Here is a 26320-nt window from a genome sequence, read left to right as displayed (position 1 = left end):
CCCGGAGGGCGCAGGGCCGGTGCCGGACCGTGACTCGCGGGCCGTCCTACGGTGCGTCGTCGTCGGGGACCTGGATGTCGCACACGCAGACGTCGTCGCGGCCGTCGGGGTCCAGCAGCGCGCCGAGCAGGCGCTCCAGCGGTGCGGGGACCGGGGAGCCGTTCGGACCGGCCGCGCCGGCCAGCCGCTCCAGGCCCCGGTCGATGCTCTCCCCGGGCCGTTCGACCAGGCCGTCGGTGTAGAGGAGCAGCCGGTCGCCCGGCCGCAGGACGACCTCCGCCTCCTCGTAGCGGGGTGTGTCGGTCGCGCCGAGGAGCATGCCGTAGGGCCGCTCCAGGTAGCGCGCCTCGCCGTCGCGCACCAGCAGCGGCGGCGGATGCCCGGCCTGCGCCCACACCAGCCGGTGCTCGCGCGGGCTGTAGCGGGCCATGACCATGGTCGCCGAGCCGTGCGGGTCGCGGGAGTGCAGCAGCAGGGCGTTGAGCCGGGAGAGCGCTCCGGTCAGCGAGGAGCCGGTGATGATCATGCCCTTGGCGGTGAAGCGCAGCAGGGCCATCGCGGCGACGGCTCCCATGCCGTGCCCGGCCACGTCGCCGACGACGAACAGGGCGTCGCCGTCGGGCAGTTCGATGGCGCTGAACCAGTCGCCGCCGACGTTGAGGCCCGCCTGCGCCGGGAGGTAGGCGATGTCGACGCGCAGCCCGGCCAGCTCGACGGGCTGTTCGGGCAGGGGGAGCAGCGCGTCCTGGAGGCGGGCGGCCACGGTGCGTTCGGCCTGGAGCGCCCCGTGCTGGGTGAGCATCGCCCGCTCGCTGGCGACCAGCGCGAGTTCGGCGTTGCGTTGTGCGGTGAGGTCCTGCACGAAGCAGTGCACCTCGGCGGGGACGCCCCGGGCGTCCGGCATCGCCTCGGCGACCATCCGCAGATGGCGGACGCCCTCCCGGGTGGCGATCCGGAACGGGACGTCGCAGGGCCGGCCGTGACGCACCAGCTCGCCGACCGCGCGGGCCAGCACGGGCACGTCCTCGGACAGGCCGAGGCGGGGGAGCGCCTGCAACGGGACGACGCCCTCGGCGGGATCGCGTTCGAGGATGGCGAAGACCTGCGAGGACCAGTCGCCCTCGCCGGTGACCAGGTTCCAGGTCGCCCAGCCCAGGTTGCCCAGCCGCTGCACGTCGGCGAGGCGCTGCTGCTGCCGGTCGGAGGGGTCGTAGCGGGCCCAGCTGACGACCAGGCCGTCCCCGAGCCGCGCCGCCCGGGCCGTGTAGACGGCCAGTTCGCTGGAGCCGGCCACGGACTGCTGCCGGGCGAACGGCTCGCTCTCGTAGGCCTCCTCGCCGCCGAGGGCGCGCAGGCAGCCCTGCCACAGCGGTTCGGCGGCGAACTCCGGCCAGCACTCCAGGAAGCGCAGTCCGACCAGGTCGCGTCCGCTGCGGCCGAGGGCGTCGACGGCCCCGCCGGTCGCGGCGTCGATCCGGAAGTCCGCCACGCCCTCCGCGTCGTCGCAGGCCTGCGGTGCGAGCAGCACCGCGGCGACGGACAGCCGGTCGAACACGCTCTGCACGGCGTCGGCGACGGCGCCGAGGGCGGGGGCCCTGCGGGCCACGAAGGCGCGCAGCGGCCCCGCGCACAGCTGGGCGACGGCGAGGAGGTGTTCCCGCACGTGCGGGGTGAAGACGCCCTCGGGCCGGCGCAGGACGCCGACCGCGACGTCCGCGGAGACGCCGCCGGTCCGCACCGGCAGCCAGGCCCGCGACTGCCAGAGCTGCGGCCGGTCGCCGATGAGCAGGTACTGCTCGGCGTCCTTGCGCGGGTCCTCCAGCCAGCGCGGCTCGTCGGCGCGCAGGGAGTCGAGCGCGGCGAGCCCGCTCACCGGGGGCACCCGGCTCCACTGGTCGGCCAGGGCGGCGTCGACGCCGGCGTGCGCCAGGAGTTCGAGTCCGCCGCCGGAGGTGCGGGCGTAGATCATCACGGCGTCGGCGCCCACGTCGGGGGAGAGGTGGTCCAGCAGACGCTGGGCGAGGTCCTGCGGGGTGCCGACCCGGACGAGTGAGCGGCTCAGGCGGCCCAGGGCGGTGGCGTCGACCTCGTCGGCGAACGGCGCTGCCGCAGCGGGGGCGGCGGACGGCGTGGAGTTCTCGGGCGGCGTGGAGTTCTCAGTCGGCGCGTCGACCGGCGCGTCGGCCGCCGCGAGGGCCGGTTCGGCGCCGGCCGGGCAGGCGAGGGAGCCGAGGGAGATCCAGCACTCCTCCAGCAGCGTGCGCCGGCCGGCTCTGGCACGGCGCTGGAGTTCCTCCTGGGCGGCGTCCGGCGTGCAGCCGCGCTGCGCCATCAGCGCGCCCTTGGCGCGCTCCAGCACGGCCGAGGCGGCCGCCAGTTCCTGCAGGCGGTCCATCTCCGCGCGCTGGCGTGCCACCACCCGGGTCAGCGCGGCCACGTCGGGCGCCCCACCGGATTCCGGCGGCAGGGCGGGTTCGCTCGTCACGCCTTGAGCATGGCACACGGACGTGGATTCGATCGGGGTCTTGTGGCAACGCCCCCGCCAGGAGCGACGCGTCCCCGGCGGGGGAGCGGACGGCCCTGGTCAGCGGCCGTTCTGGTCCACCAGGGCCTGGGTGACGGCGCGGACGCTGCGGGCGATGTGCTGCAACTGCATCACCTCGGCGGCGTACATCTTGATGGTGTGCTCGATCACCGATTCGGGCATGCCCAGCCGGGGCAGGTCGGCTCGGGCCGTCTGGAGGGCGGTGCGGGCCACCCGGACCTCGTTCTGGACCTGGATCTGCGCGTGGCGGGCGAGCAGGACCGGGTGGCGCAGCAGTGCGGGGTAGCTCGCGTAGCGCGCGGGCACCAGCTCGCGCAGCCACTTGGCGGCCGAGCGTTCCCAGTCGTAGCTGCCGGGGGTCTTCACCTGGCACGGCCAGTCCGCGCCGATGCGCGTCGTCGTCAGGGTCATGATCATCGCTTCCGGGTGTGTGGCGTCGTGACGGTGGTCCGACGGTTCGGGGCGGCCCCGGTCCAGGGGAAGACCGGGGCCGCCACGGGCGCTCGCGCAAGCGATGCCCCGAACACCCTGGGCGCCGACGTGGGTAGGGGACGGCGGCTTTCGGGTGCCCGTACAGGAGCCCTTGGCGGGCGGGTGCGGCCGTCTGCAGTATTTATATATGCCGTCTCCTTTGCAAGACGTATGAAAACATTCATGCGCGAAATGTCCGCAGTGGTCCCTTTGGTGTTTTTCTTGGCAGGGGGGTGGTCGTGGACGGTCTCGTGCGGCCGCGGGCGATCAGCGGGGCGCGGGGGCTTGCAGGAGGTGCCGAGGGCGTCGGGCGGTCATTCCCTCAGGAAGAACTGGTGCTGCTCGGCGATCTGCTCGTACTCCTCCAGCCGGGCCTGGGTGCGCTCCGGGCCCGCGTCCGTCATGGCCTGGAGCAGGGCGGCCGCCATCACGCCGGGCGCGGCGTAGGAGTCGAAGACCAGCCGGGACCCGGTCCCGGTGGCGAACGTGGCGTCGGCCTCGTCGGCCATCGGCCCCAGCGCCAGGTCGGTGATCAGCGCGACCTTGAGACCCGCGCTGTGCGCGACCCGCACGGCCGTCAGCGTCTCCTGCGCGTGCCGGGGCATCGAGAACGCCAGCACCCAGGTGCCGCCCGCCTCCCGGGACTGCAACAGCGCGTCGTAGGCGACGCTGCCGCCGCGGGTCACCAGCCGGACGTCCGGATGGACCCGGCGGGCGGCATAGGCGAAGTACTCGGCCAGCGAGGCCGAGATGCGCAGCCCCAGCACGGTCAGCGGCGTCGACTGGGACAACTGGCGGCCCACGTCGATGACCCGGTCCGGGTCGGCGAAGTCGCGCCGCAGGTTCTCCAGGTTCTCGATCTCGGCGTCCACCGCCGCCTGGAGCTCGTTGCTCCGGTTCACCTCGGCCGCCGCGGGGCCGCCGGCCAGCGCGCCCAGGGCGATCGACTGGAGCCTCTCGCGCAGCGCGGGGTACCCGCTGAACCCGACCGCCGCGGCGAACCGGGTCACCGAGGGCTGGCTGACGCCGACCCGCTCCGCGAGGTCGGTGATCGACAGGAACGCCGCCTCGGTGATGTTCTCGATCAGGTACTGGGCGATCCGCCGTTGTCCCGGAGACAGCCGCGGGCCGTCGAAGAGGGTCCTGAGCCGGGAGGTCGGGGACACCTCCGTCTCCGGACCGGTTCTGCCCGAGGTGATCGCTGACGCCTGTGCGCGTGCCTGCTGCGGCGATGGCACCGGTGCGCCTCCTTTGTCTTCCACGAGGCTCAACATAGCTCAGCGCGCGGGCCCGGCACGGAGGACGAACTCGGCCTCCGCGCACCCCCGCTGAACGCGGCTTACCGCCGGTACAGGGTGATCGAGTGCCCGACCTCGTCGACCGCCGTGCTGGAGCGGAGCAGCGCCGCCAGCCGGCCCCGCGCCGTGGCGGCGGCCGAGTCCGAGACGACCAGCAACCCGTGCACCTCGCGCGCGGGCGCCCGGCGCGGATCCGAGGCCTCGATCCCGTAGTGGCCGGGCAGCCCGCTGCCCTTGTACACGAGCCACACCCGCTCGCCCGGGTACCGCTCGCGCAGCCGGTCCGCCAGCCGCCCCAGGTCCTGGCCCCAGTCCACGTTGGAGTCGTGCAGCCGCAGATGCGTCCTGGCCGGCCCGCCGAACGCCTCGTTGGAGTACGGCAGGTAGTAGGGGAAGGTCCGCAGGGAACTGACGGCGACGAACGCGACCAGGGCCGCCGTCGCCACCGGCGTCCACCGCCGCCGCACCGTCGGGACGCAGCCCGCGGCCACCGCGAGGAACATCGGCAGGAAGACGGCGTACCGGGTGCCCAGGTCCCGGGAGCCGGACATGGCCGACGCGAGCAGCACGGCGGCCGGCGCCAGCACGTACGGCGCCGCGGGCCGCAGCCGGCGCACCGCGACCGTCGCGACCGCCCCCGCCGCCCACAGGGCGAGCATGCCGAGCGGGGTCTTCACGACGAGGGCGACCGGCAGGTAGTACCACCGCGCCCCGGAGTACAGATGCCCGAAGAGGAAGCCCTGCCAGGCCTGGTTCTCCAGGCCGAACTGGACCCGCATGCCGTCCCGGTACGCCGCCGGGAAGGGCAGCGCCCGGACGAGGAGCCCGCGCAGGCCGTGCACCACGGGCACGTGCGTCACGTGCGGGTCCCAGCGCAGCCGCGGGTCCACCGCGAGATACGCCGCCCAGACGACGGCCACCGCGGTCACCGTCACGGCCCCCGCCCCCAGCAGGGCCCTGCGGACGTCGCGCGGGCGGCGGGCCCACACCGACAGCGCCGCCAGGGCGGCCAGCACCGGTACCGCGGGCAGGGTGCTCATCTTCGTGGCCAGCGCCGCGCCCAGCGCCACGCCCGCCGCCGCGAGGCACAGGCGCGGCCTGCCGTGCCGGGCCCGCCACAGCAGCCACGCCGAGGTCAGCAGGAAGCCCGCGGCGGGCACGTCCAGCGTGGCCAGCGAGCCGTGGGCGACGACGTCGGGGGACAGGGTGTAAAGGGCGAGCGCGGTGAGCGCCGCGACGGGGCCGGCCAGGTCGCGGGCGAAGGCGAACACCACCAGGCCGAACGCCAGCGTCAGGGCGATCACGGGCAGTCTGGCCCACAGCATCAGCCGCCCGGGATCGTTGCCGGACTCGTACAGCAGACGGCGGCCCGCGTCCTCCTGGGCGCCCGTGAAGGGGGCGCCGACGTGCGGATGGGCGAGGGCGACGCCCGCCGCGACGACCAGCTTGCCGAGCGGCGGGTGCTCCGGGTTGTGGCGCACCCGGTGCTCGTGCAGGTACTCGGCCGCCGTGGCCACGTACACCGGTTCGTCGATGGTCGGCGTCTGCTGCACCGCGGCGGTGACCATCGCGAACGCCATCTGGGCGAGCAGCACGGCCGCGAGGAGCGGGACGAGCAGTCGCCGGCGGCCCGCCGGCGCGGGCGGTCTCGCCCTCGCGCCGGAGGTGCTCTCCTGCTCCCTGTGCGGTGCGTGTGCGCGCGCCATCGTCCGCCCCGCGGTCGCACCGCCGGGCGGCGGCGGGAGCGCCGCGCGCCGGGCCCGCAGGGGCCCGCCGCACGCCGGCTCCCGCCGCGCGGGGCGTCACCGCTTCAGAAGTCGTACCGACAGACCGTCCGCCGTGTACACGGGTACGGCCCGCAGCCGGTCGGAGTTCAGCTCAACACGGTCGAACTGCCCGCGCAACGCCGAGGCGGCGATCACCGGGACGAGCGTCCCCGCGGCCGGGGGCCGCTCGTCGTCCAGCCGCAGCGACAGCACCGCGCCGCGGTCCAGCCGCACCCGGCCGGAGACGGCGACGGCGGGCCCGTGGTGTCCGCGCAGCGTCAGGTCCAGCACCGCGCCGGCCTCCTGCACCCACGCGCCGCGCACCCGCACGGGCGTCCGCGCGCGCAGCGTGCCGCCGGTGAGCCGCACATCGCCCTGGCCGAGCGCGTTCGCGTGCCCGGCGACGAGCACGCCCGCCTCCAGCACGGTGCCGCCGTGGTAGCGGTTGTGGCCGGTCAGGGTGAGCGTGCCGGACCCGCGCTTGGTCAGAGCGCCCGGGCCGTCGATGTCGTTGCGCCAGGCGTCGGCCGCGTGGAAGCCGCCCCGGGCCGCGTCCAGGGTGACCGTCACGTCGCGGTCGAAGGAGCCGTAGCCGTCGGCCGCCGAGAACAGGTCGAGCCGCCCCCACTGCTCGAAGCCGTCCAGCAGGACGTAGCCGGAGGGCAGCGCCGTCGTGCGCAGCACGTCGCGGCGCTGGGCCGCGCTGAGGTACGGCTGCCGCGTCTCCAGCAGCACCTCGGCGCCCTTGGGCACGGTCAGGGGCTCCTTGCGTCCCTCCCGCGGCAGGACGTAGGTGAGCCGGGGCGCGATCGCGCGGGCGTTGGCCTCGCGGTCGCCGTACTCGTCCCCGGCGTCGGAGTGCGCGTACGCGAACAGGGTGTCCGGGGTCGTGCCGGTCGCCCGCGTGAAGTAGGCCAGGGCCTGGGCCCGCGCGGCCGCCTTCAGTTCGGCGTTGGCCGGGTCGGCGAGCGTGGCGGCGGCCAGCGCGGTGGCCATGACGCGGCCGCCCAGCACGTCGACGGTGGAGTGCATGCCGGAGACGATCCGGGTGTGGCTGAGGTGCAGGGCGCGCGTCACCAGCTCCTGGAACCGCTCGGGGACGGCGTACGCGTAGGCCAGCGACGCCAGGTGGAAGGCGTTGGTGTGCCCGCTGGGGAAACCGCCGTCGTCGGTGGGAGAGGTGCTGCGCTGGCGCAGCAGCTGCGGGACGACGACCACCTGGGAGTCGTAGACGGGGTAGCCGAGCGCGTCGGTCCTGCCGGTGTCGACGACCTGGCTGTGCTCGTTCATGCGCCACGGCCGCGGGTACTGGTAGGCGTACTTGCTCGGGTTGCCCGAGGCGAAGTTGCCCCGCACGGTGTCCACGAGCCTGGCCACCAGGCCGAGTTCGGAGTCGTACGAGCCGGCGCCCAGCGCGGAGCCGGCGGGCGCGTCGGCGGGCACGGCGTCGTCGATCTTGGTGGCGGGGACGGTGTCCGGCGCGCGGGTGATGGACGTGACCGCCTTGGCGCCGGTCCGGTAGAGGTCCGCCAGCGGGCCCAGGCCGCCGATCATCGCGTAGCTCTGGTGCTGGCGGTCGTAGACGAAGGCCTCCCTGCCCTGCGCCTCGGTGCGGGCCCGCGTGACCGCGACGCAGTAGCGCACGTTGGCGCGCAGGATGTCGGGCCGCAGGGGCGTGCCCGTGTTCCAGGCGGAGCCGGTCTTCCACACCCGGGCGAATCCGCCGAGGGCGCGCACCACGGCGTTGGTCTCGGGCGTCAGGTTGGCGGAGACGTTCGTCTTGTAGTCGTCGACGAACGCGAGCGGAGCGGTGGCGGCCTTGGCGTCGGCGGCTCCCAGCCACGACACCAGCGTCGGCGCGGCGACCAGGGCGGCCGGGCCTCCCAGGGAGGTCTTCAGAAAGCGCCTGCGGTTCACGGCCGTGGGGGTGGGGAGCCCGGCGGACGACGGCATGGATGTGCCTCTCTCGAGTTCTCCGGCCGTGCGGCCGGAGGAAGGAGGTGCGCGCATGTCCGCCCGTCCGGCCGGTGCCGGCCGGTGAGCCGCATGACGCGCCTGAGCGAAGATCTACGGCCGGGTCGCGTCGTCTGCGCGAGGACCCGGCGACCGGTGCGTGACGCCGAGATGAACGTGCGGCCGTCCGCTCACAGCAGCGAACGGGCCAGCGCCACCGCGCCCTCGACGGGCGGCGCGGTCAGCGGCCGGGGCCGCGCTCCCGGCAGGGCGTCGGCGAGGGCCGCGGTGAACGCGTCGTACAGGGCGGGCCGGCCGAGGACGGTGCCGCCCGCCACGACCACGTCGTCGACCGGGACCCCGCGCGCGGCGAGTGCGGCGACGAGTGCGGCGAGCGCACGGGCGGCGTCGCCGATCACGGCGCCGGCGAGCGCGGAGCCCTCGGCGGCCGCCGTGAAGACGACGGGAGCGTGCCGCCCCCACTCGGCGGAGACGTCCGTGGCGCTCTCCAGCGCCGCGCCCAGCGCCGGCACCTCGGACACGCCGAACGAGCCGAGCAGACCGAGCGCGAGGGCGTCGGGTTCCTCGCCCCGGTCGTGCGCGGCCCACACGGCGCGGGCCGCCTCGCGGACGAGACCGGCGCCGCCGCCCTCGTCGCCGAGGACCGCGCCCCAGCCGCCCACCTGGACGACGGTGCCGTCGGGCAGCCTGCCCACCGCCACCGAGCCGGTGCCGGCCACCAGGCCGACGCCCTTGTCCAGGCCCGCGGCCGGAACGAGCAGTTCGGCGTCGCCCACGACCCGTACGGGGACCCCGAGCCGTTCGCGCAGCGCGACGCGGATCCGCGCGCACTGCGCGGGCGTCTCACAGGCGTGCGCCCCCACGGCGACCGCCGAGGGGAGCGCGCCCGGGGGAAGGGCCTCGCGGACGAGAGCGGCCAGCCGGCCCGCCGCGGCCGCCGGCTCGTGCGGCCGCCAGCCGCTGGTGGCGCGGACGTGGTCGGCCACGACGCCCTCGCCCGTGACGGCGCGCAGATGCGTCTTGGTGCCGCCCACGTCGATGCCGACCACGAGGGGGCCCGAAGGGGGAGAGTCCTGCACGGATCCTCTTTCGTCGATACGCCGGAAAGCTGCGACGGCGGGCGAACCGTGACCACGCGGGAGTGACCTGAACTGCTGACCTGATGAACTAGGGAGGCCCCGGGACGGGCCTCTGACGAAGCACGGCAGGCGTATACCGTGAAGTTCGTTAGGAAGTTAACTAACGAAGTACAGTGCGTCAAGAGCAATCGCGCACTCGACCACCGGGCGGCCTTCCGCGGCCGCCGCGGGGCGGGAACGCGCGACGTCGGTGCATCCCATCGCCGCCGGCCCGCCGAGATCCTCGGCCGGGCGCGCGGCCCCGTACCCGTTGGGGGAATCTGTGGAACTCGACGTGGTTGAAGCCCCCCGCCTGACCGAGAGCGCGAGCGCCGTATTCGCCGTGCTGGCCCAGGCGGGAAGCGCGACCCGGCCCCAGCTCGCGAGCCTGGCGGGACTGTCCAAACCGACGGTGTCCTCCGCCGTCGCCGAGCTGGAGGGCGCCCGGCTCGCCGCCCGCTCCGGCACCGCCTCCAGCGGCACCGGCCGCTCCGCCGCCGTCTACTGCCTCGGCCCGGCCGCCGGCGCCGTGCTCGCCGTCGACCTCGGTCCCGCCCTCACCCGGGTCCGGGGCTGCGCCCTGGACGGAACCCTGCTCGCCGAGGCCGCCGCCTCCCGCGAGGACGCCGCCGACGCCGTGCGCGAGGCCCTCGGCGCGCTGCCCGAGGGCGTCCCGCTGCGCTCCATCGTCGTCGCGGTGGGCGACGTCCTCGCGCCCGACCGGCGGGGCAGCGGCATGCGGCCCGCCACCGCCAAGGCGGGGCCGGTCTACGACGCCATGGCCGTGGCGCTGCCGCCCGGCGTCCCCGTCCATCTGGAGAACAACGTCAACTGCGCGGCCCTCGCGGAACTGCACGAGGGCGCCGCCCGGGGCCGCCACACCTTCGGCTATCTGCGGATCGGCGTCGGCGTCGGTCTGGGCATCGTCGTCGCGGGACAGGTGCTGCGCGGCTCCAACGGCGCCGCCGGCGAGCTGGCGCGGCTGCCCTACCCCTGGGACGACGGCCGGGAGCCGCGCCAGGAGGCCCTGGAGGAGTACATCGGCGCCCGCTCGCTGCTGCGCCGGGCCGGCGCGGCCTGGCAGCCCTCCGACGGCCCTTGCCCGCGCACCACCGACCGGCTCTTCGCCCTGGCCGGGCAGGGTGTGCGGCCCGCCCGTGCCGTGGTCGCGCGGCACGCGGCGGACGTCGGCCGGCTGGCCGCCGCCGTGACCGCCGTGCTGGACCCCGGACTGATCGTGCTGGGGGGCTCCACCGGCGCGGATCCCCAGCTCCTGCCCGGGGTGCGGACCGAACTGGCACGGCTGAGCTGGCCCACCGAGGTGGTCAGCAGCACGGTCGGGGATTCCGGCACCGTGGCGGGCGCGGCACGGCTCGCGGTCGCCCGGGGAGTCCAAACCGTGACCCAGACCGCGCGGGCTGAGGATTGACGGGTTCCGACTCGGTCTGCCAATGTCCGGACAAGCGCTTTCTAAGTCGGTCGGGACACCGGCTTGGGGTGAGCGTCCCGCCCGTGCACCACGAGGCACGGCAGCCGCACGAGGGCGTGCTCGTACGGTGACGGCCCGCAGGCCGGGGAACGCACCCGCACAGGCGACGCGGCCGGGCGAGGCCGCGCCCCCGGAGAGCGAACCTCCTGCAAAATGCACCCGTGCCGCTGGGTCGGCGCCGTGCTCCGTCCCCTATGACGAAAAAAAGGGATCGAAGATGACCATTGTGGGTGTGCGGCGCTCCCGCCGACTCGGCCGCGGCGGCATACGCCGCCTCGTCCCCCTCGCTGCCGTGGCCTCGGCAGGAGCCCTGCTGCTGACCGCCTGCGGTTCGGACGGCGGCTCCGGCGGCACCTCCAAGTCGCTGACGTTCTGGATCTCCACGGTTCCGGGACAGGACGCGGGCTGGAAGAAGATGGTGGCGCAGTACAAGAAGGAAGCCGGCGTCGACGTCAAGCTGGTCAACATCCCCTACGACGGCTACACGACGAAGCTGAAGAACGCCGCCCAGGCCAACTCCCTGCCCGACGTGGCGGCCGTGCCGGCGCTGGACCCCATCTGGTCGTCCAAGCTCATCGACCTCAGCTCCATCGCCGACGACAAGACCAACAAGATCAACGCCAACTTCCTCGCCAAGGACTCCTCCGGCAAGGTGCTGTCCATCCCCTCGGACGTCACCGCGTCCGGCATGTTCATCAACAAGTCGCTGTTCGAGAAGGCCAAGGTGCCCTTCCCGACGTCGCCCTCGAAGACCTGGACCTGGACCGAGTTCATCGCCGCGGCGAACAAGGTCCGCGAGAAGACCGGCGCCAAGTACTCCCTCACCTTCGACCAGTCGCCCTCGCGGCTGCGCGCCATGGTCTACGAGATGGGCGGCAAGTACGTCCACGCCGACGACTCCGGCAAGTTCTCGGTGGACGAGGCGACCAAGAAGGCCGTGAACTACTTCGTCGGCCTGAACGACGACAAGACCATGCCGAAGTCGGTGTGGACCAGCGGCGCCGACCCGTCGGCCATGTTCCAGAGCGGTGACGTGGTCGCCTTCTGGTCCGGCGTGTGGCAGGTCGCCAACTTCGCGGAGGGCATCAAGAAGTTCGAGTGGGCCAGCGTCCCGACCCCCGCGCAGCCCGTGCAGGCCAGCGACGTCAACAGCGGCGGCATGATGGTCGGCTTCAACAACAACGGCGACGCCGCGACCGCCGCGACCAAGTTCATGTCCTGGCTGTACGAGCCGGACCACTACCGCGTGCTGTGCGAGACGTCCGGCTTCCTGCCCGTCGAGAGCGGACTGAACCCGAAGTACCCCTTCACCTCCGAGGCGGCGCAGGCGGCGTTCAAGCTGTACAACGAGGAGATCCCGCTCTACGCGCCGATCTCCGGCTACTTCAACGGCGCGCAGACCAACTGGGTGCTGAAGGGCAAGAGCCTCACCGAGGACCCGACCAAGACGGAACTCGGCAAGGCGATCAACGGCCAGCAGTCGGCCGACAAGGCCCTGGAGAACATCGTGGCCGGCTACAACCAGCAGGTCGGCGGCGGATCGTAGGCCGCGGGGCCGGGCGGCGGGGGCCGAACCGCCGCCGGCCGGCCCCGGCGCCCACCCGATGCCGGGCTCCCCGCACGAGCCCACCGAGATCCCTCCCACCAGCACGGAGTCAGGAAGATGACCAAACGCGCCCCGGACGTGTCCGTGAGCCCGCCCAGGCGACGACGCGGCACCTACGTCTTCGCGCCGCTCGTCCTCATCGCGGCCAATGTCGTGCTCTTCTCGCTGTTCTTCGTCTGGCCGGCGGCGATCGGGCTCGTCTACTCCTTCACGAACTACACGGGCGTGGGAGCGTTCCAGTTCACCGGACTGGACAACTACCAGCACCTCATCGAGGACTCCGCCTTCTACGGCGCGCTCACCCGGACCCTGCTGTACGCCGTGCTCTTCGTGCCGCTGAACTTCGCGCTGTCGCTGCTCGCCGCCAACCTGGTGGTGAACAAGCACGCCAAGGGCGCGTCCGTGGCGCGCGTCGTCTTCTTCATCCCGTGGCTGCTGTCGCCCATCGTCGTCGGCGTCCTGTGGCGCTGGCTGTTCGGCGAGAACTTCGGCCTGGTCAACTACGTCATCGAGAAGCTCGGCGGCAGCGCCGTCCCGTGGCAGTCGAACGCGGACCTGTCGCTGATCGTGGTGGTGATGGCGGCCTCCTGGGCCTGGACCGGCTTCTCGATGCTGCTGTTCATCGCGGCGATCAAGAACGTCCCGGTGTCGTACTACGAGGCGGCCGCGCTCGACGGCGCCGGCCCGTGGCGCCAGTTCGTCAGCATCACGCTGCCGAGCATCGCGCCCACCTCGTTCATCGTGATCCTGCTCAACACGATCAACGCGATGAAGGAGTACCCGGTGTTCGTCGCCCTCAACAACGGCGGACCCGGAACGTCCAACAACCTCCTCGTCCAGTACATCTACGAGACCGGGTTCAAGCGGGGCCAGATCGGCTACGCGAGCGCCGCGTCGTTCGTGCTCATGCTCATCCTGATGACCGTCGCGCTGGTCCAGCTCTTCGTCAACCGGCGGGTGGAGAACCGATGACAACCACAGACATGCCCCGCCCGGTCGACTCCGATCCCGGACCGTCCGTCTCCAAGACCAAGAAGCGGCCCCGCACACCGGGCAGCGGCGGGCTCCGGCGCGCGGTGCCCGCGACGACCCTGCTGTGGATCCTGGCCTGCCTGTACGGGCTGCCGGTGCTGTGGTTCATCCTCAGCTCCCTCAAGCCCGCCAGTGAGCTGTTCTCCTATCCGCTCACGCTCGTCCCGCACGACCCCACCCTGTCGGGCTTCAAGGCGGCCTGGGACAGCGCCAACTTCTCCCAGTACTTCCTCAACACCGCCCTCGTGTGCGTGATCACCACGATCCTCACGGTGGGAGTCAGCTGCTGCACCGGGTACGCCCTGGCCAAGTACGACAACCGGTGGCTCAAGGCGTTCTTCCTCTGCATCCTGGCCACCACGATGCTGCCGGGCGAGGTCATGCTCGCCCCCGAGTTCCTGGTCGTGCGCAACCTCGGCCTCTACAACTCCTTCGCCGGCATCATCCTCCCGGCCGTGCTCACCGCCACCGGATGCTTCATGTTCCGCCAGTTCTTCCTGACGGTTCCCGACGAACTCGTGGAGGCCGCGCGCATCGACGGCGCCCGCGAACTGTCCATCTTCCTGAGGATCATGGTGCCGGTGTCCCGGCCCATCATGCTGACCCTCGCCATCCTGTCCTTCCAGTGGCGGTGGAACGACTACATCTGGCCGCTGCTCATGCTCAACGACCCCGACAAGTTCACCGTGCAGATCGGCATCCAGAGCATCGTCGGCGCGCAGAACATCAACTGGTCGGTGCTCCTGGGCGCCTCCGTCATCTCCATGATCCCGCTGATCGCCGTCTTCCTGGTCTTCCAGCGCTACGTCATGGGCGCCGACATCAACGCCGGACTGAAGGACTGACCGTGCCCACAGCGCTCGACCGCGAGCTCGACCGCGAGTTCGTTTGTGCGGCGGCCCGCGCCGCCGACCGGACGGCCGCCCCCCTGGCGGCCGGCCCCGACGACGCGCCCGCCGGCGTCACCCACCGTGTGCTGGCGCGCCGGGTGAAGACCCTGGTGGCGGCCTACCGTTCCCCGGACTCGGCCCTGCACGGCAGCTCGTGGGCCGCCGCCGCCGCGACCGCCCACCTGCGCGCCCTGCGGGCCGCGCAGACCGTCACCGGCCTCTTCGCCGGCGGCGACAACGTGCAGTCGCCGCCGGACTCCGCGTTCACCGTCAACGACGTGTGCGACGCGCACGTCCTCGCCGTCGGCGCGGGACCGCAGCTGCGCGATGTGACGGCCGCGCTCGCCGAGATCGCCGACGCGGCCCGCGCCCCCCTCCTCACCGGCGGCGTGCACACCCCGAACCACCGGTGGGAACTGTGCGCGGCCCTGGCCCGGCTGCACCGGTCGTTCCCCGACGACCGGCTCCTCGCCCGCGTCGAGCAGTGGCTCGCCGAAGGCGTCGACATCGACCCGGACGGCCTGTACGCGGAACGCAGCGCCAACTACGCGGCCCATGTGTCCAACCCCTCGCTCCTGCTGCTGGCCGAGGTGCTGGGCCGCACCGATCTCAGCGACGCCGTCGAACGCCATCTCACCGCCACCCTGGACCTCATCGGGCCGGACGCCACGGTGGAGACAGTCCACTCGCGCCGGCAGGACCAGCACGGCCCGTTCCCGCTGGCCCCCTACCTGCCGCACTACCGGCTCCTGGCGGTCCGCACCGGCCGCGGCGACTTCAGCCGGGCGGCCCGTCTCGCACAGGCCGGCGGCATCGACCCCGACCTGCTCGCCGAGACGCTCCTCACCCCGGACCTGTGCCGCGTCCTGCCCGCGCCGGTCCCGCAGACGCTGCCTCGCGCCCGCTACCTCACCACCGCGCGCCTCGCCGCGCACACCTCCGCCACCGCGCGCACGGTCGTGTACGGCGGCTCCGACGTGCCCGGCCACCGGCGCGTCCGCTCCGGCCTCGCCTGCAACCCCACCTTCCTGCGGCTCTTCGCGGGCGAGGCGGTCCTCGACGCGGTCCGCCTCTCGCGGGGGTTCTTCGACCTGGGCCCGTTCCGCGCCGCCGCCGTGGAACGCCCCGCGGCCGACCGGTACGTGCTCACCGAGACCCTCACGGCCGCCTACTACCAGCCGCTGCCGCCGGACCGGCGACGCGACGACGGTGACTACCGCATGGGGGACGAGGGACGCTTCTCCGCCGCCATGGCCTTCCCGGACCGCCCCCGGGACGAGGTGACCCACACGACCCGCGTCGCGGTGGACGTCCGGGAGGACGGTGCCGACCTGCGGATCGACATCGGCGGACCACCGGTCCCGTGGGCCCTCGAACTGACCTTCCGGCCGGGCGGCGTGCCGCGGGGCGCCGTGCCGACCGGCGACGGGCGCTGGTGCCTGACGGGCGCAGCGGCCGCCTACCGGGCCGGGGACGACGAGATCGGGATCGAGGTCCGTGTCGAGGCGGGCGGACCGCTCGCCGGACCGGACCGCGGCGACGTGCTGCGCTACGACCCGGGCCAGGACCACACCGTGGTGCGCGGCACCGACGCGACGACCGGGAACCGGGTCTACCTCGGCGGACTGGGTCCGCACACCCTGACCGTCGCCCTGCGCGCCCGCCGGCCCGCACCCCCCGCGTGATCCCCGCGGGGAGGCCGGCCCGCTCGCGGACGCGCCGGCCGGCCTGCGCTTCTGCGCGGTGCGCCACGGATCCGAGGAGCCGTTCACCGCGTCGGCGGAACACCGCGCCGCGGGCCTGACCCTGCACACGGACGCCTGCACCGCCGTCCCCGGACCGGACGACGCCCACGGCGAGCGGCGGGAGCCCACGCTGCGCCCCGCCCACCGCTGAACACCGTCAGCGGCCGCGTCCCGCTCGTCACAGGGGCAGCGGCACCACCAGGTCCGCCCGCTCCCGCGTCGCCGCCACCAGCTCGGCGTTGCGCTGGTCGCTCCGCAGCACCCAGGCCACCGCCTCCTCGTGCGCCTTGCCGAACTCCTCGTGCCGGGCGACCAGCCGCCGCACCCGCTCCGACTCGTCGCTCTCGCAGAACCACACCTCGTCCAGCGCGGCCCGCACCCGCCGCCACGCGCCCGTGCCCAGCAGAAGGTAGTTGCCCTCGGTCACCACCAGCCGGACAGCGGGGGCGACGGGCACCGCGCCCGCGAGCGGCTGCTCCAGCACCCGCTCGAAACCCGGCGCGTACACGGTGTCCTCACCGCCCGCCTCCTCCCGCAGCCGCCGCAGCAGCGCCGCGTAACCGGCCGCGTCGAACGTGTCCGGCGCCCCCTTGCGGTCCCGCAGGCCGAGCCGGTCCAGCTCGGCGTCGGCCAGGTGGAACCCGTCCATCGGGACCTGCACGGCCCACGGCTCACCCGTCCCGTTCAGCTCCCGCACCAGACGCCGCGCCAGCGTCGTCTTGCCCGCGCCGGGACTGCCCGCCACGCCGAGCAGAGCGCGTCCGCCTCCCCCGGCGAGAGAACGGGCCCGGCACAGCAGATCATCGAAAGTGAGCACACAGCGAAGTGTCGCAGTCTCCCCGGAGGAGACCCGCAGGGAGAGGAGGACGCACCTTTGCCCGACGACGAGACGCAGATCCGCACCCTGATCGACCGCTGGGCCGACGCCGTCCGCCGCGGTGACCTCGAGGCCGTCCTCGCCGGCCACGCCGACGACCTGGTCCTGTACTACGTGCCGCCCCCGCACGCCGGGCTGCGGGGCCTGGCCGCCTACCGCGCGCTGTGGCCGCCCTTCTTCGCCTGGCAGGCCCAGGGCGCGCGCTTCGACATCGACACCCTCGACGTCACCGCCGGACGCGACGTCGCCTACGCCCACGCGCTGCTGCGCTGCGGCACCCCCGAGGAACTGGCCGAGAACCCCACGCTGCGGCTGCGCCTCACCTTCGGACTGCGCAAGGAGGGCGGCCGCTGGCTCATCGCGCACGAGCACCACTCGTTCCCGCACGAGTGAGCACCCGGGCGGTGTGGCGGGCGCCACACTGTTGAGGGAGGCGATCGCGGGGAACCGGCCCTGTATGACGACGACGCTCGGGCTCCCCGAAGCCATCCAGGCCTGTCTCTTCGACCTCGACGGGGTCGTCACCCGCACGGCCGTCGTCCACGCGGCCGCGTGGAAGGAGATGTTCGACGCCTTCCTGCGCGAACGCGACGGGGACGGCTTCCGGCCGTTCGACGCGGGCGACGACTACGACGAGTACGTCGACGGCCGCCCGCGCGCGGACGGCGTGCGCGCCTTCCTGGCCTCCCGCGACATCCGCCTGCCGGAGGGCGGCCCCGACGACCCGCCTGACGCACAAACCGTCCACGGCCTCGGCAACCGCAAGAACGCACTGCTCCTGGAGAAGATCCGCACCCAGGGAGTCCAGGCCTACGACGGCACCCTGCGCTACCTCGAAGCCGCCCGCGCGCGGGGCCTGCGCACGGCGATCGTCTCCTCCAGCGCCAACGCACGCGACGTGCTGCGCTCGATCGGCGCCGAGGACCTCTTCGACGTACGCGTCGACGGCGTCGTGGCCGCGGAGCGGGACCTGCCCGGCAAGCCGCACCCCGACACCTTCCTCGCCGCCGCCCGCGACCTGGGCGTCGACCCGGCGGCCGCGGCCGTGTTCGAGGACGCGCTGGCCGGGATGGACGCGGGCCGCTCGGGGAACTTCGGCTACGTGGTCGGCGTTGACCGGGTCGGACAGACCGACGCGCTGTACGCGCACGGCGCGGACGTCGTGGTGAAGGATCTCGAGGACCTCCTCGGGCAGGGAGGGCGCGCGTGATCACCCAACGGTCCTACGCCGTCGAGCCGTGGTGCGTGCGCGAGACGGAGCTGAACCTCGACGTCCTCGCCCAGAGCGAGTCGGTGTTCGCGCTGTCCAACGGGCACGTGGGCTGGCGCGGCAACCTCGACGAGGGCGAGCCGCACGGCCTGCCCGGCGCCTACCTCAACGGCGTCCACGAACTGCACCCGCTGCCCTACGCCGAGGCCGGCTACGGCTACCCGGAGTCCGGGCAGACGGTCATCAACGTCACCAACGGCAAGATCCTGCGGCTGCTGGTCGACGACGAGCCGTTCGACCTGCGCTACGGACGGCTCGTCAGCCACGAGCGCGTGCTCGACCTGCGCCGGGGCGTCCTGGAGCGGACGTGCGAGTGGACCTCTCCCGCCGGATCCACCGTGCGGGTCCGCTCGACGCGCCTGGTCTCGCTCTCCCAGCGGGCCGTCGCCGCCGTCGCCTACGAGGTGGAGGCCGTCGGCAGCCGCTCCCGGGTGGTGATCCAGTCCGAGCTGGTCACCAACGAGAGCCTGCCCGACCCGAACGGCGACCCGCGCGCGGCGCGCGCCCTGAAGTCCCCCCTGGAGCCGGAGGAGGACGTGGCGGTCGACCGCCGTCTGCGGCTCGTGCACCGCACGAAGCGCAGCGGTCTGCGGGTGGCCGTGGCCGCCGACCACACCGTCACCGGCCCCGAGCGGACCACCCTCAGCGCCGAGAGCAACGTCGACGTCGCCCGGCTCACCGTCACCTCCGTGCTGGAGCCCGGAGAGCGGCTGCGCGTGGAGAAGCTGGTCGCCCACGGCTGGTCCGGCGCCCGCTCGCGGCCCGCGATGAGCGACCAGGTGGAGGCGGCCCTCGCCGCGGCCGGGCACAGCGGCTGGGACGGCCTGCTCGACGAACAGCGCGCCTACCTCGACGACTTCTGGTCCCGCGCGGACGTCGAGGTCGACGGCGACGAGGAGATCCAGCAGGCCGTCCGCTTCGCCCTCTTCCACGTGTTGCAGGCCGGCGCCCGCGCCGAGCAGCGGGCCATCCCCGCCAAGGGGCTGACCGGTTCCGGATACGACGGCCACGCCTTCTGGGACACCGAGACGTTCGTGCTGCCGCTGCTCACCTACACCGCCCCCGACGCCGTCGCGGAAGCCCTGCGCTGGCGTCAGAACACGCTGCCCGCGGCGCGCGAGCGGGCCGTCCAGCTCGGGTTGCGCGGCGCCGCCTTCCCCTGGCGCACGATCGAGGGGTCGGAGGGCTCGGCGTACTGGCCGGCCGGGACAGCCGCCTTCCACGTCAACGCCGACATCGCCCACGCCGTGGTGGGCTACGTCGAGGCGACGGGCGACACCGACTTCGAGCGCTCCACCGGGGTCGAACTGCTCGTGGAGACAGCCCGGTTGTGGCGCTCGCTCGGCCATCACGACGCACACGGCGCCTTCCACATCGACGGCGTCACCGGCCCCGACGAGTACAGCGCGGTCGCCGACGACAACACGTACACCAACCTCATGGCGCGGGCGAACCTCCTCGCCGCGGCCGACGCCGTCGAACGCCATCCGCAGGAGGCCGGCCGCCTCGGCGTCGACGAGGAGGAGAGCGCGGCCTGGCGCGACGCCGCGCAGGCCGTGCACCTGCCCTACAACCAGGAACTCGGCGTCCACGAGCAGCACGCCGGCTTCACCCGCTACCAGCAGTGGGACTTCGCCGGCACCCGGGCCGACCAGTACCCGCTGCTCCTGCACTTCCCCTACTTCGACCTGTACCGCAAGCAGGTCGTCAAGCAGGCCGACCTGGTGCTGGCGATGTACACCTGCGCCAGTCACTTCGACGACGAGCAGGTCGCCCGCAACTTCGCCTACTACGAGCCGCTGACGGTCCGCGACTCCTCCCTCTCGGCGTGCTGCCAGGCCGTGATCGCCGCTCAGGCCGGCCATCTCGACCTGGCCTTCGACTACACGACCGAGGCCGCGCTGATGGACCTGGCCGACCTGGAGCACAACACCCGCGACGGACTGCACATCGCCTCGCTGGCCGGCACCTGGACGGCCCTGGTCGCGGGGTTCGGCGGGCTGCGCCGCGACGCCGAGGGCCTGCGCTTCGCGCCCCGGCTGCCGCAGCGGCTGAGCCGGCTGGCCTTCAGCGTCCAGTTCCTCGGCCGCCGCCTGCACGTGGAGATCGGGCCCGACAAGGCCACGTACACCCTGTTGTCCGGACCGCCGCTGACACTCCATCACCACGGCGAGCCGCTGCGGGTGGACGGCGACGGACCCGTCGTGCGGGCCCTGCCGCCCGTACCGGTGCGCACCACGCCCCGCCAACCCCTGCACCGGGCGCCGCACACCCGCTCGTAGCCCCTCCCCGGCCCCGCGCGAGCCGGGGGCCCGGTCGCGGACGTCCCGCTCCCTGCGCCACCGCACGATCCGCCGGGCCGGACCGCCGGTGCGCGACCGGGGAGTGGCCGACGCCCGCCGCCGAGACCCCCGGCGTCCGGCCCACGGTGACGCCGGGTGGGCGAGTGGCTACAGCCGCGAAGGTCGACCGGGCGGGGCGCGGTGCGCCCTTGTTCGCGCAGGTGAGATGTGTCGCGATTGGACCGGGCCGCACGGGAAACGCGGACGGGGAACACAGAGGCCCGACCAGCGAGGAGGCACCATGGGCACGGAGTCCGAGGCGATGGGCGACGACGTCTACCAGCCCACCGGAACCAACGAGGAGCAGGAGGACGGCGCACCGCTCGACCTCCAGGACGCCCTCGACGAACGCACCTACGACGACACCCTCGACGAGGGCTACTCCCCGCCGGAGAAGCCGCTCGGGGTGACCAAGTACGGCACCACCGCCGCCGAGCAGCACGAGGGCGAGAGCCTGGACCAGCGGCTCGCCCAGGAGGTCCCGGACACGACCGCGCCGGCCGGGGACGGCGTGGGGGACCTTCCCGGCGGCGAGGGCGAGCCCCTCGACCCCGAGGCCGGCGACCGGCGGGCGGGCCGGCTCGTCGCTCCCGACGAGGGCGCCCACCCCGACGCCGTCAAGGAGGAGGTGGCCCGGGACGTGGGCGTGGACGGCGGGGCGGCCGGCGCCGAGGAGGCCGCCGTCCACATCGTCGAGGAGTGAGATCGCCGAGGAGCGGGCGGCCCGTCCCCGGGCGGCCGGTCAGTCCCCGATCCGGTCCAACTGCCGTAGCCGGTTGGTGGCGTCGAGCGCGGCGACCTTGTACGACTCCGCGAGCGTCGGGTAGTTGAACACGGCGTCCACGAGGTAGTCCACGGTGCCCCCGCAGCCCATCACGGACTGCCCGATGTGGATCAGCTCGGTCGCCCCGCTGCCGAAGCAGTGCACGCCCAGCAGCGTGCGGTCCTCGGGGGAGACCAGCAGTTTGAGCATGCCGTGCGCGTCGCCGATGATCTGCCCGCGGGCCAGCTCGCGGTAGCGGGCCACACCCACCTCGAACGGCACGCGTTCCTCGGTGAGCTGGTCCTCGGTGCGCCCCACGAAGCTGATCTCCGGGATCGTGTAGATCCCGATCGGCTGGAGGTGGTGCATCCGACCGACGGGCTCGCCGCAGGCGTGGTAGGCGGCGGCGCGGCCCTGTTCCATCGCCGTCGCCGCGAGCGCCGGGAAGCCGATGACGTCACCGACGGCGTAGATGTGCCCGACCGGCGTGCGGTAGTGCTCGTCCACCTCGATGCGCCCGCGCCGGTCGGCCGTCAGCCCGGCCTTGTCCAGGTCGAGTCCGTCGGTCAGGCCCTGGCGGCCCGCCGAGTACATCACCGCGTCCGCCGGGATCTTCTTGCCGCTCTCGAGCACGGTCAGCGTGCCCCGCGGATGCCGCTCCACGGCCGCCACGGTCTCCCCGAAGCGGAACGCCACCGCCAGGTCGCGCAGATGGTACTTGAGCGACTCGACGATCTCGACGTCGCACATGTCGAGCATCCCGGCCCGCTTCTCCACCACCGTCACCTTGCTGCCGAGCGCTGCGAACATGCTGGCGTACTCCATGCCGATCACGCCGGCGCCGACGATGACCATCGACTGCGGCACCCGCTCGACGGTCAGCACGTTGTCGGAGTCGAGGATGGTCCGCCCGTCGAACTCCACGCTGTCCGGCCGGGCCGGCCGGGTCCCGGTGGCGATCACGATGTGCTCGGCGCTGATCAGCCGCTCCTGCCCGGTGATCTCGCGCAGGGCGATCGTGTGGTCGTCGACGAAGCGCCCGGTGCCGGCGAACAGGGCGACGTGGTTGCGGGTCAACTGGCTGCGGATGACGTCGATCTCGCGCCCGACCACGTGCTGGGTGCGGGCGGTCAGGTCGGCGACGGTGATGTTCTCCTTGAGCCGGTAGCTCTGTCCGTACAGGTCGCGCTGCGTGAGGCCGGTGAGATAGAGCACCGCCTCGCGCAACGTCTTGGAGGGAATGGTTCCGGTGTGGAGGGAGACCCCGCCGACCATGTCGGGGCGGTCGACGACGGCCACCCGCCGGCCCAGTTTGGCCGCGGCTATGGCGGCCTTCTGGCCGCCGGGACCTGATCCGAGGACGAGCATGTCGAAGTCGGGCACCCTCCGCAGTCTGGCAGGGCGGGGGCGACCGGGAAAGGGCGGCGACGGCTACGGGAGAAGCTTCTCGATCGCTCCGGGGCCCTCCTCGTCCAGTTTGCGGCGCGCCCACGCGAGCGTGCGCGGCGTCAGGTCGCGTCCCGTGGCGAGGACCATGTCCTCCGCGGAGACCTCGGTGCCGGTGCGGGTGTGGAGCAGTTCGTCCGGGGTGGCGCGGTCGTCCGGGGAGGGTCGGGCGGCGCCGGGCTGTGACGTCGGCATGATGTCGGCTCCTCGCGTCCGAAGGAATGTACTAACACCATTCATCCTGGAGCCGCACCCTGCAATCGCGATCACCCCGGACCGAGATGCCGCGAAGATCGGTCAGGGGTGTAATGAGCTGTGTCGGGGCGTCCCCGTCCCTGTGCGGCGGCCCCGCCGCACGGCAGGAAGGCCCAGCCCATGGAACCCACCGCTGCCGGGAAACCCCCTCGCGGGGTGCTGCGCAGGCTCGGCGCCTGGTGTGCCCGTCACTTTCTCCTCGTCATCCTCGCCTGGCTGGTCGCCCTCGTGGCGCTCCAGGTCACCGACCGCGCCGTCGGCGGCGCGTTCGAGGACAACTTCGCGCTCTCGGACACCCAGTCGCAGAAAGGCCTGGACGTCCTCCAGGAGCACGACCCGCAGGCCGGCGGCTACAGCGCCCAGATCGTCATGCGCGACGACCAGAAGGCCCTGAGCGCGCTGAGTTCGCAGATGTCCACCACCGTCGGCGACCTCCAGAAGCTGCCCCACGTCCTGTCGGTGCAGAACCCCCTCTCGCAGAGCCCGACGAAGGTCGGGCCGGTGTCGAGCGACGGCAGGACGGGCTACATCACCATCCGCTTCGACCAGCAGCCCAACACCCTCGGCGACGCCTATCTGCACGGCGTCGACCAGGCCGTCCAGCCGCTGCGGGCGGCAGGCGCAGACGTCGAGTACGGCGGTTCGCTCGGCGAACTCGCCCGGCCCAAGGCCAACGACTTCATCAGCGAGGCGATCGGATTCGCGGTCGCGATCGTCGTCCTGCTCATCGGCTTCGGCAGTGTCATCGCCGCCGGACTGCCCTTGGTCACCGCCCTGATCGGGGTCGTCGGCGGGCTGGCGATCCTCGGGCTGCTCGCCGCCGCGTTCACCTTCGCGACCGTCTCGCCGACCCTCGCCACCATGATCGGCCTCGGCGTCGGCATCGACTACGCGCTCTTCCTGATCACCCGGCACCGGCAGAACCTGGTCGACGGCGCCGACCCCGCCGAGGCGGCCGGCCACGCCACCGCCACCAGCGGCCGCGCCGTCCTGGTGTCCGGCACCACCGTGATCATCGCGCTGGCCGGCCTGTACGCGTCCGGGGTGTCCTTCATCGGCAAACTCGGCGTCGCGGCCGCCGTCACCGTCGTCTCCGCCGTCGCCGCCGCACTCACCCTCGTGCCCGCCATGCTCGGGCTCATCGGGCGCACCATCGACCGCTGGCACGTGCGCAGACCCGTCGCCGAGACGGACGCCGAACCGGGCGCCACCCCGCACGGCACCTGGCACCGCTACGCCAAGCGCGTCGAACGCAGGCCCTGGCAGTACCTCGCCGGCGGAGTGGCCGTCATCGCGATCCTCGCCATCCCCGTCTTCTCCATCCAGCTCGGCCACATCGGCGACGGAGCCGACCCGACCTCCTTCACCGACCGGCGGGCCTACGACCTGATGACCGACGCCTTCGGCCCCGGCTCCAACGGCCCCCTCACCGTCGTCGTCGACCAGACGTCCGTGCCCACCGACAAACGCTCCGACCTCCAGTCGCAGGCGCAGAAGACGCTGAACGGCGTGCCCGGCGCGGCCACCGTCACCCCGCTGACGCCCACCCAGGACGGCGACGTGCTGATCGGCACGGTCTACTCCGCGCAGGCCCCGCAGGACGCCACCACCACGAGCCTGGTGAACCGGCTCAAGGACAAAACCCTGCCCGACGCGGTCTCCGGCTACGACGCCAAGGGCTACGTCACCGGCACCACGGCCGCCCAGGTCGACTTCCGCGACATCGTCGCCAGCCGGCTCCCGCTGATCATCTGCGTGGTCGTCGGCCTCGCGTTCCTGATCATCCTCGCCGTCTTCCGCGGCCTCCTCGTCGCCGTCAAGGCCGCCGTCCTCAACGTCCTGTCCATCACCGCCTCCTACGGCGTCGTCGTCGCCGTCTTCCAGTGGGGCTGGGGCGGGCCCGCGCTCGGCGTGAACGGCGACGTGCCCATCGAGAGCTATGTGCCGATGATGATGTTCGCGATCATCTTCGGCCTCAGCATGGACTACGAGATCTTCCTGCTCTCCCGCGTCCACGAGGCGTGGCTGCGCACCGGCGACGCCAAGGACTCCGTCGCCCACGCCCTGGAGATCACCGCCCGCGTCATCACCTGCGCGGCCCTGATCATGGTGAGCGTGTTCTCGGCGTTCATCATCAGCGACAACATCGTCGTCAAGATGCTCGGCCTGGGCCTCGCCGTCAGCGTGCTGATCGACGCGACGGTCGTCCGGCTCCTCATGGTGCCCGCCGTGATGACGCTGCTGGGCCCGCACGCCTGGTGGACGCCCCGGTGGCTGGACCGGATCCTGCCGCACATCGACGCCGAGGGCGACGCGGAGGCCCTCAGCGGCCCTCGCGAGGGTCCGCCGCGCTCAGCGGGGCCAGGACCAGCATCGTGACGTCGTCGCGGATCGCGGGGGAGTACCGCCGCACGTCCGCCCAGACCCGGTCGGCGGTCGCCGCCGGGCCGGCGCCCGCGGCGAGCGCGGGCAGCCGCTCCAGCAAGGGGTAGAACACACCGCCGGCGTCCCGCGCCTCCGAGACGCCGTCCGAGGCGAGGAACAGCCGGTCGCCGGGGCGCAGCGCCAGCCGGACGGCGGTCGGCGCGGCCCCCGGCAGACCCAGCCCCAGCGGCGTCCACGGCACTGCGTCCACCTCCGTGGCCGCGCCGTCGCGCAGCAGCACCGGCGGCGGATGCCCGCAGACGACGATGCGCACCGCGCCGGCGTCCGGGGTGAACTCCACCAGGACGGCCGTCGCGAACAGCTCCGGGGCCGTGTCCCGCGCCGAGTCGACCACCAGCCGCCGGTCCAGACGGCCCGCCACCGCCTCCAGGTCCGCCTGGTCCAGCACCGCCTCCCGGAACGCCCCGAGCAGCGAGGACACCGTCGCCACCGCCGCCAGCCCGTGCCCCTGCACGTCCCCCAGCACCGCCCGCACCCCGTGAGGGCTCTCGCGCACGTCGAAGAAGTCGCCGCCGACCAGCGTCCCGCGCTGCGCCGCCCGGTACAGACCCGCGCACCGCAGCGGCCCGACCCGCTCCGGCACCGGCGGCGCCACGGCCCGCTGCGCCGCCTCGGCGACCGTGCGCTCGAGGTCCAGCTGCTGGTCGCGCCGGTGGCGCACGAACGCCACGAACACGCTCAGCAGCGCCACGAACGACACCGTCAGCACATCGGTCTGACCTGGCCGGTCGAGCTGGAAGGCGGGCACGTTCAGCATCACGACGACGGCCACGCCCAGCACCGCGGTGACCGCCGGACCGTACGACAGCACGGCCAGCGGCGGGATCGCGCCCAGCAGAAAGCCGACGTCCAGCGGCTCGGGACTGACCAGCGTGGCCACGCAGACGCCCGCCGCCAGCGCGAGCGGCAGCGCCCGCACCCAGGGCGGCGGCGGCGCGCCCCGCAGCCAGCCCCGCCGTTCGCCGTCCGGTCGTCCCACACCCCCACG

The 26320-nt window shown here is 73.4% G+C and carries 21 protein-coding genes; 11 read left to right on the top strand and 10 right to left on the bottom strand.

The genetic code is table 11. The features are described 5' to 3' along the window. Positions 1 to 46 precede the first annotated feature (46 nt). The 6 genes from ACGFSH_RS28230 to ACGFSH_RS28205 all read right to left on the bottom strand — a co-directional run bounded on the left by ACGFSH_RS28230 (position 47) and on the right by ACGFSH_RS28205 (position 9133). Positions 47 to 2485 carry a SpoIIE family protein phosphatase gene (locus ACGFSH_RS28230; RefSeq protein WP_393353432.1) on the bottom strand — a complete coding sequence of 813 codons (2439 nt, stop codon included), beginning with the start codon at positions 2483 to 2485 and terminating at the stop codon, positions 47 to 49. A gap of 99 nt (positions 2486 to 2584) precedes the next feature. Continuing rightward, on the bottom strand, positions 2585 to 2962 hold the full coding sequence (locus ACGFSH_RS28225; RefSeq protein WP_393353430.1) for a hypothetical protein: 378 nt from the start codon (positions 2960 to 2962) through the stop codon (positions 2585 to 2587). A gap of 368 nt (positions 2963 to 3330) precedes the next feature. Further along, the gene (locus ACGFSH_RS28220) at positions 3331 to 4254 is read right to left on the bottom strand and encodes a MurR/RpiR family transcriptional regulator (protein ID WP_393353429.1); all 924 of its coding nucleotides are present in this window, start codon (positions 4252 to 4254) and stop codon (positions 3331 to 3333) included. 101 nt (positions 4255 to 4355) lie between these two features. Next, positions 4356 to 6020 carry a phospholipid carrier-dependent glycosyltransferase gene (locus tag ACGFSH_RS28215; protein WP_393353427.1) on the bottom strand — a complete coding sequence of 555 codons (1665 nt, stop codon included), beginning with the start codon at positions 6018 to 6020 and terminating at the stop codon, positions 4356 to 4358. 96 nt (positions 6021 to 6116) lie between these two features. Further along, positions 6117 to 8033, bottom strand: coding sequence for a phosphatase PAP2 family protein (locus ACGFSH_RS28210; protein ID WP_393353425.1), 1917 nt, complete (start codon positions 8031 to 8033; stop codon positions 6117 to 6119). Between the two features lie 191 nt (positions 8034 to 8224). Next, positions 8225 to 9133 carry an N-acetylglucosamine kinase gene (locus tag ACGFSH_RS28205; RefSeq protein ID WP_393353423.1) on the bottom strand — a complete coding sequence of 303 codons (909 nt, stop codon included), beginning with the start codon at positions 9131 to 9133 and terminating at the stop codon, positions 8225 to 8227. A gap of 334 nt (positions 9134 to 9467) precedes the next feature. Between ACGFSH_RS28205 and ACGFSH_RS28200 the strand changes: the two genes are divergently transcribed. The 6 genes from ACGFSH_RS28200 (at position 9468) to ACGFSH_RS28175 (ending at position 16085) form a co-directional block, all read left to right on the top strand. Continuing rightward, on the top strand, positions 9468 to 10601 hold the full coding sequence (locus tag ACGFSH_RS28200) for an ROK family transcriptional regulator (protein WP_393353421.1): 1134 nt from the start codon (positions 9468 to 9470) through the stop codon (positions 10599 to 10601). A gap of 277 nt (positions 10602 to 10878) precedes the next feature. Next, the gene (locus ACGFSH_RS28195) at positions 10879 to 12207 is read left to right on the top strand and encodes an extracellular solute-binding protein (protein WP_393353420.1); all 1329 of its coding nucleotides are present in this window, start codon (positions 10879 to 10881) and stop codon (positions 12205 to 12207) included. A gap of 117 nt (positions 12208 to 12324) precedes the next feature. Further along, complete coding sequence (locus ACGFSH_RS28190) at positions 12325 to 13239, top strand: carbohydrate ABC transporter permease (protein WP_393353419.1); 915 nt, start codon at positions 12325 to 12327, stop codon at positions 13237 to 13239. Continuing rightward, positions 13236 to 14144: a carbohydrate ABC transporter permease gene (locus tag ACGFSH_RS28185; protein ID WP_393353418.1), complete on the top strand. Its 909-nt coding sequence runs from the start codon at positions 13236 to 13238 to the stop codon at positions 14142 to 14144. The genes ACGFSH_RS28190 and ACGFSH_RS28185 overlap by 4 nt, the downstream gene beginning before the upstream one ends. A 2-nt stretch (positions 14145 to 14146) precedes the next feature. Further along, the gene (locus ACGFSH_RS28180) at positions 14147 to 15874 is read left to right on the top strand and encodes a hypothetical protein (protein ID WP_393353416.1); all 1728 of its coding nucleotides are present in this window, start codon (positions 14147 to 14149) and stop codon (positions 15872 to 15874) included. 58 nt (positions 15875 to 15932) lie between these two features. Beyond that, a complete protein-coding gene (locus tag ACGFSH_RS28175) occupies positions 15933 to 16085 on the top strand; it encodes a hypothetical protein (RefSeq protein ID WP_393353415.1) in 153 nt (50 codons plus the stop codon). Positions 16086 to 16112: 27 nt separating this feature from the next. Here ACGFSH_RS28175 and ACGFSH_RS28170 read toward each other — a convergent pair whose 3' ends face one another. After that, a complete protein-coding gene (locus ACGFSH_RS28170) occupies positions 16113 to 16751 on the bottom strand; it encodes a nucleoside/nucleotide kinase family protein (protein ID WP_393353414.1) in 639 nt (212 codons plus the stop codon). Between the two features lie 57 nt (positions 16752 to 16808). Here ACGFSH_RS28170 and ACGFSH_RS28165 point away from each other — a divergent pair, with 57 nt between their 5' ends. From ACGFSH_RS28165 to ACGFSH_RS28150, 4 genes are all read left to right on the top strand, one after another. Further along, positions 16809 to 17204 (top strand): YybH family protein, encoded by a 396-nt coding sequence (locus ACGFSH_RS28165; protein WP_393353413.1) that lies wholly within the window; start codon positions 16809 to 16811, stop codon positions 17202 to 17204. 64 nt (positions 17205 to 17268) lie between these two features. Further along, complete coding sequence (locus ACGFSH_RS28160) at positions 17269 to 18021, top strand: beta-phosphoglucomutase family hydrolase (RefSeq protein WP_393353412.1); 753 nt, start codon at positions 17269 to 17271, stop codon at positions 18019 to 18021. Then, positions 18018 to 20363, top strand: coding sequence for a glycoside hydrolase family 65 protein (locus ACGFSH_RS28155; protein WP_393353411.1), 2346 nt, complete (start codon positions 18018 to 18020; stop codon positions 20361 to 20363). Before ACGFSH_RS28160 ends, ACGFSH_RS28155 begins: the two co-directional genes overlap by 4 nt. Before the next feature lie 301 nt (positions 20364 to 20664). After that, positions 20665 to 21126 carry a DUF5709 domain-containing protein gene (locus ACGFSH_RS28150; protein ID WP_393353409.1) on the top strand — a complete coding sequence of 154 codons (462 nt, stop codon included), beginning with the start codon at positions 20665 to 20667 and terminating at the stop codon, positions 21124 to 21126. A gap of 39 nt (positions 21127 to 21165) precedes the next feature. Here ACGFSH_RS28150 and sthA read toward each other — a convergent pair whose 3' ends face one another. Both sthA and ACGFSH_RS28140 read right to left on the bottom strand, forming a co-directional pair. Beyond that, a complete protein-coding gene (gene sthA / locus ACGFSH_RS28145) occupies positions 21166 to 22569 on the bottom strand; it encodes a Si-specific NAD(P)(+) transhydrogenase (protein WP_393353407.1) in 1404 nt (467 codons plus the stop codon). A gap of 48 nt (positions 22570 to 22617) precedes the next feature. Then, positions 22618 to 22827, bottom strand: coding sequence for a hypothetical protein (locus tag ACGFSH_RS28140; RefSeq protein WP_393353406.1), 210 nt, complete (start codon positions 22825 to 22827; stop codon positions 22618 to 22620). Positions 22828 to 23007: 180 nt separating this feature from the next. Here ACGFSH_RS28140 and ACGFSH_RS28135 point away from each other — a divergent pair, with 180 nt between their 5' ends. After that, positions 23008 to 25266 (top strand): MMPL family transporter, encoded by a 2259-nt coding sequence (locus ACGFSH_RS28135; RefSeq protein WP_393353404.1) that lies wholly within the window; start codon positions 23008 to 23010, stop codon positions 25264 to 25266. On the opposite strand, the gene ACGFSH_RS28130 is transcribed toward ACGFSH_RS28135, so the two are convergent. Then, positions 25211 to 26311 carry a PP2C family protein-serine/threonine phosphatase gene (locus ACGFSH_RS28130; RefSeq protein WP_393353403.1) on the bottom strand — a complete coding sequence of 367 codons (1101 nt, stop codon included), beginning with the start codon at positions 26309 to 26311 and terminating at the stop codon, positions 25211 to 25213. The two genes, ACGFSH_RS28135 and ACGFSH_RS28130, sit on opposite strands and share 56 nt — an antisense overlap. Positions 26312 to 26320 lie beyond the last annotated feature (9 nt).

Origin of the sequence: Streptomyces sp. NPDC048481 (assembly GCF_043200075.1) — a bacterium.
Classification (GTDB): Bacteria; Actinomycetota; Actinomycetes; order Streptomycetales; family Streptomycetaceae; genus Streptomyces.
This window is presented reverse-complemented; position numbering and strand designations above follow the sequence as displayed.

Excerpts from the sequence above, each read along its gene's own strand:
- ACGFSH_RS28185 (WP_393353418.1), top strand. The coding sequence starts at position 13,236 with ATGACAACCACAGACATGCCCCGCCCGGTCGACTCCGATCCCGGACCG.
- ACGFSH_RS28210 (WP_393353425.1), bottom strand. The coding sequence starts at position 8,033 with ATGCCGTCGTCCGCCGGGCTCCCCACCCCCACGGCCGTGAACCGCAGG.
- ACGFSH_RS28150 (WP_393353409.1), top strand. The coding sequence starts at position 20,665 with ATGGGCACGGAGTCCGAGGCGATGGGCGACGACGTCTACCAGCCCACC.
- ACGFSH_RS28225 (WP_393353430.1), bottom strand. The coding sequence starts at position 2,962 with ATGATCATGACCCTGACGACGACGCGCATCGGCGCGGACTGGCCGTGC.
- ACGFSH_RS28190 (WP_393353419.1), top strand. The coding sequence starts at position 12,325 with ATGACCAAACGCGCCCCGGACGTGTCCGTGAGCCCGCCCAGGCGACGA.
- ACGFSH_RS28160 (WP_393353412.1), top strand. The coding sequence starts at position 17,269 with ATGACGACGACGCTCGGGCTCCCCGAAGCCATCCAGGCCTGTCTCTTC.
- ACGFSH_RS28140 (WP_393353406.1), bottom strand. The coding sequence starts at position 22,827 with ATGCCGACGTCACAGCCCGGCGCCGCCCGACCCTCCCCGGACGACCGC.
- ACGFSH_RS28215 (WP_393353427.1), bottom strand. The coding sequence starts at position 6,020 with ATGGCGCGCGCACACGCACCGCACAGGGAGCAGGAGAGCACCTCCGGC.
- ACGFSH_RS28195 (WP_393353420.1), top strand. The coding sequence starts at position 10,879 with ATGACCATTGTGGGTGTGCGGCGCTCCCGCCGACTCGGCCGCGGCGGC.
- ACGFSH_RS28135 (WP_393353404.1), top strand. The coding sequence starts at position 23,008 with ATGGAACCCACCGCTGCCGGGAAACCCCCTCGCGGGGTGCTGCGCAGG.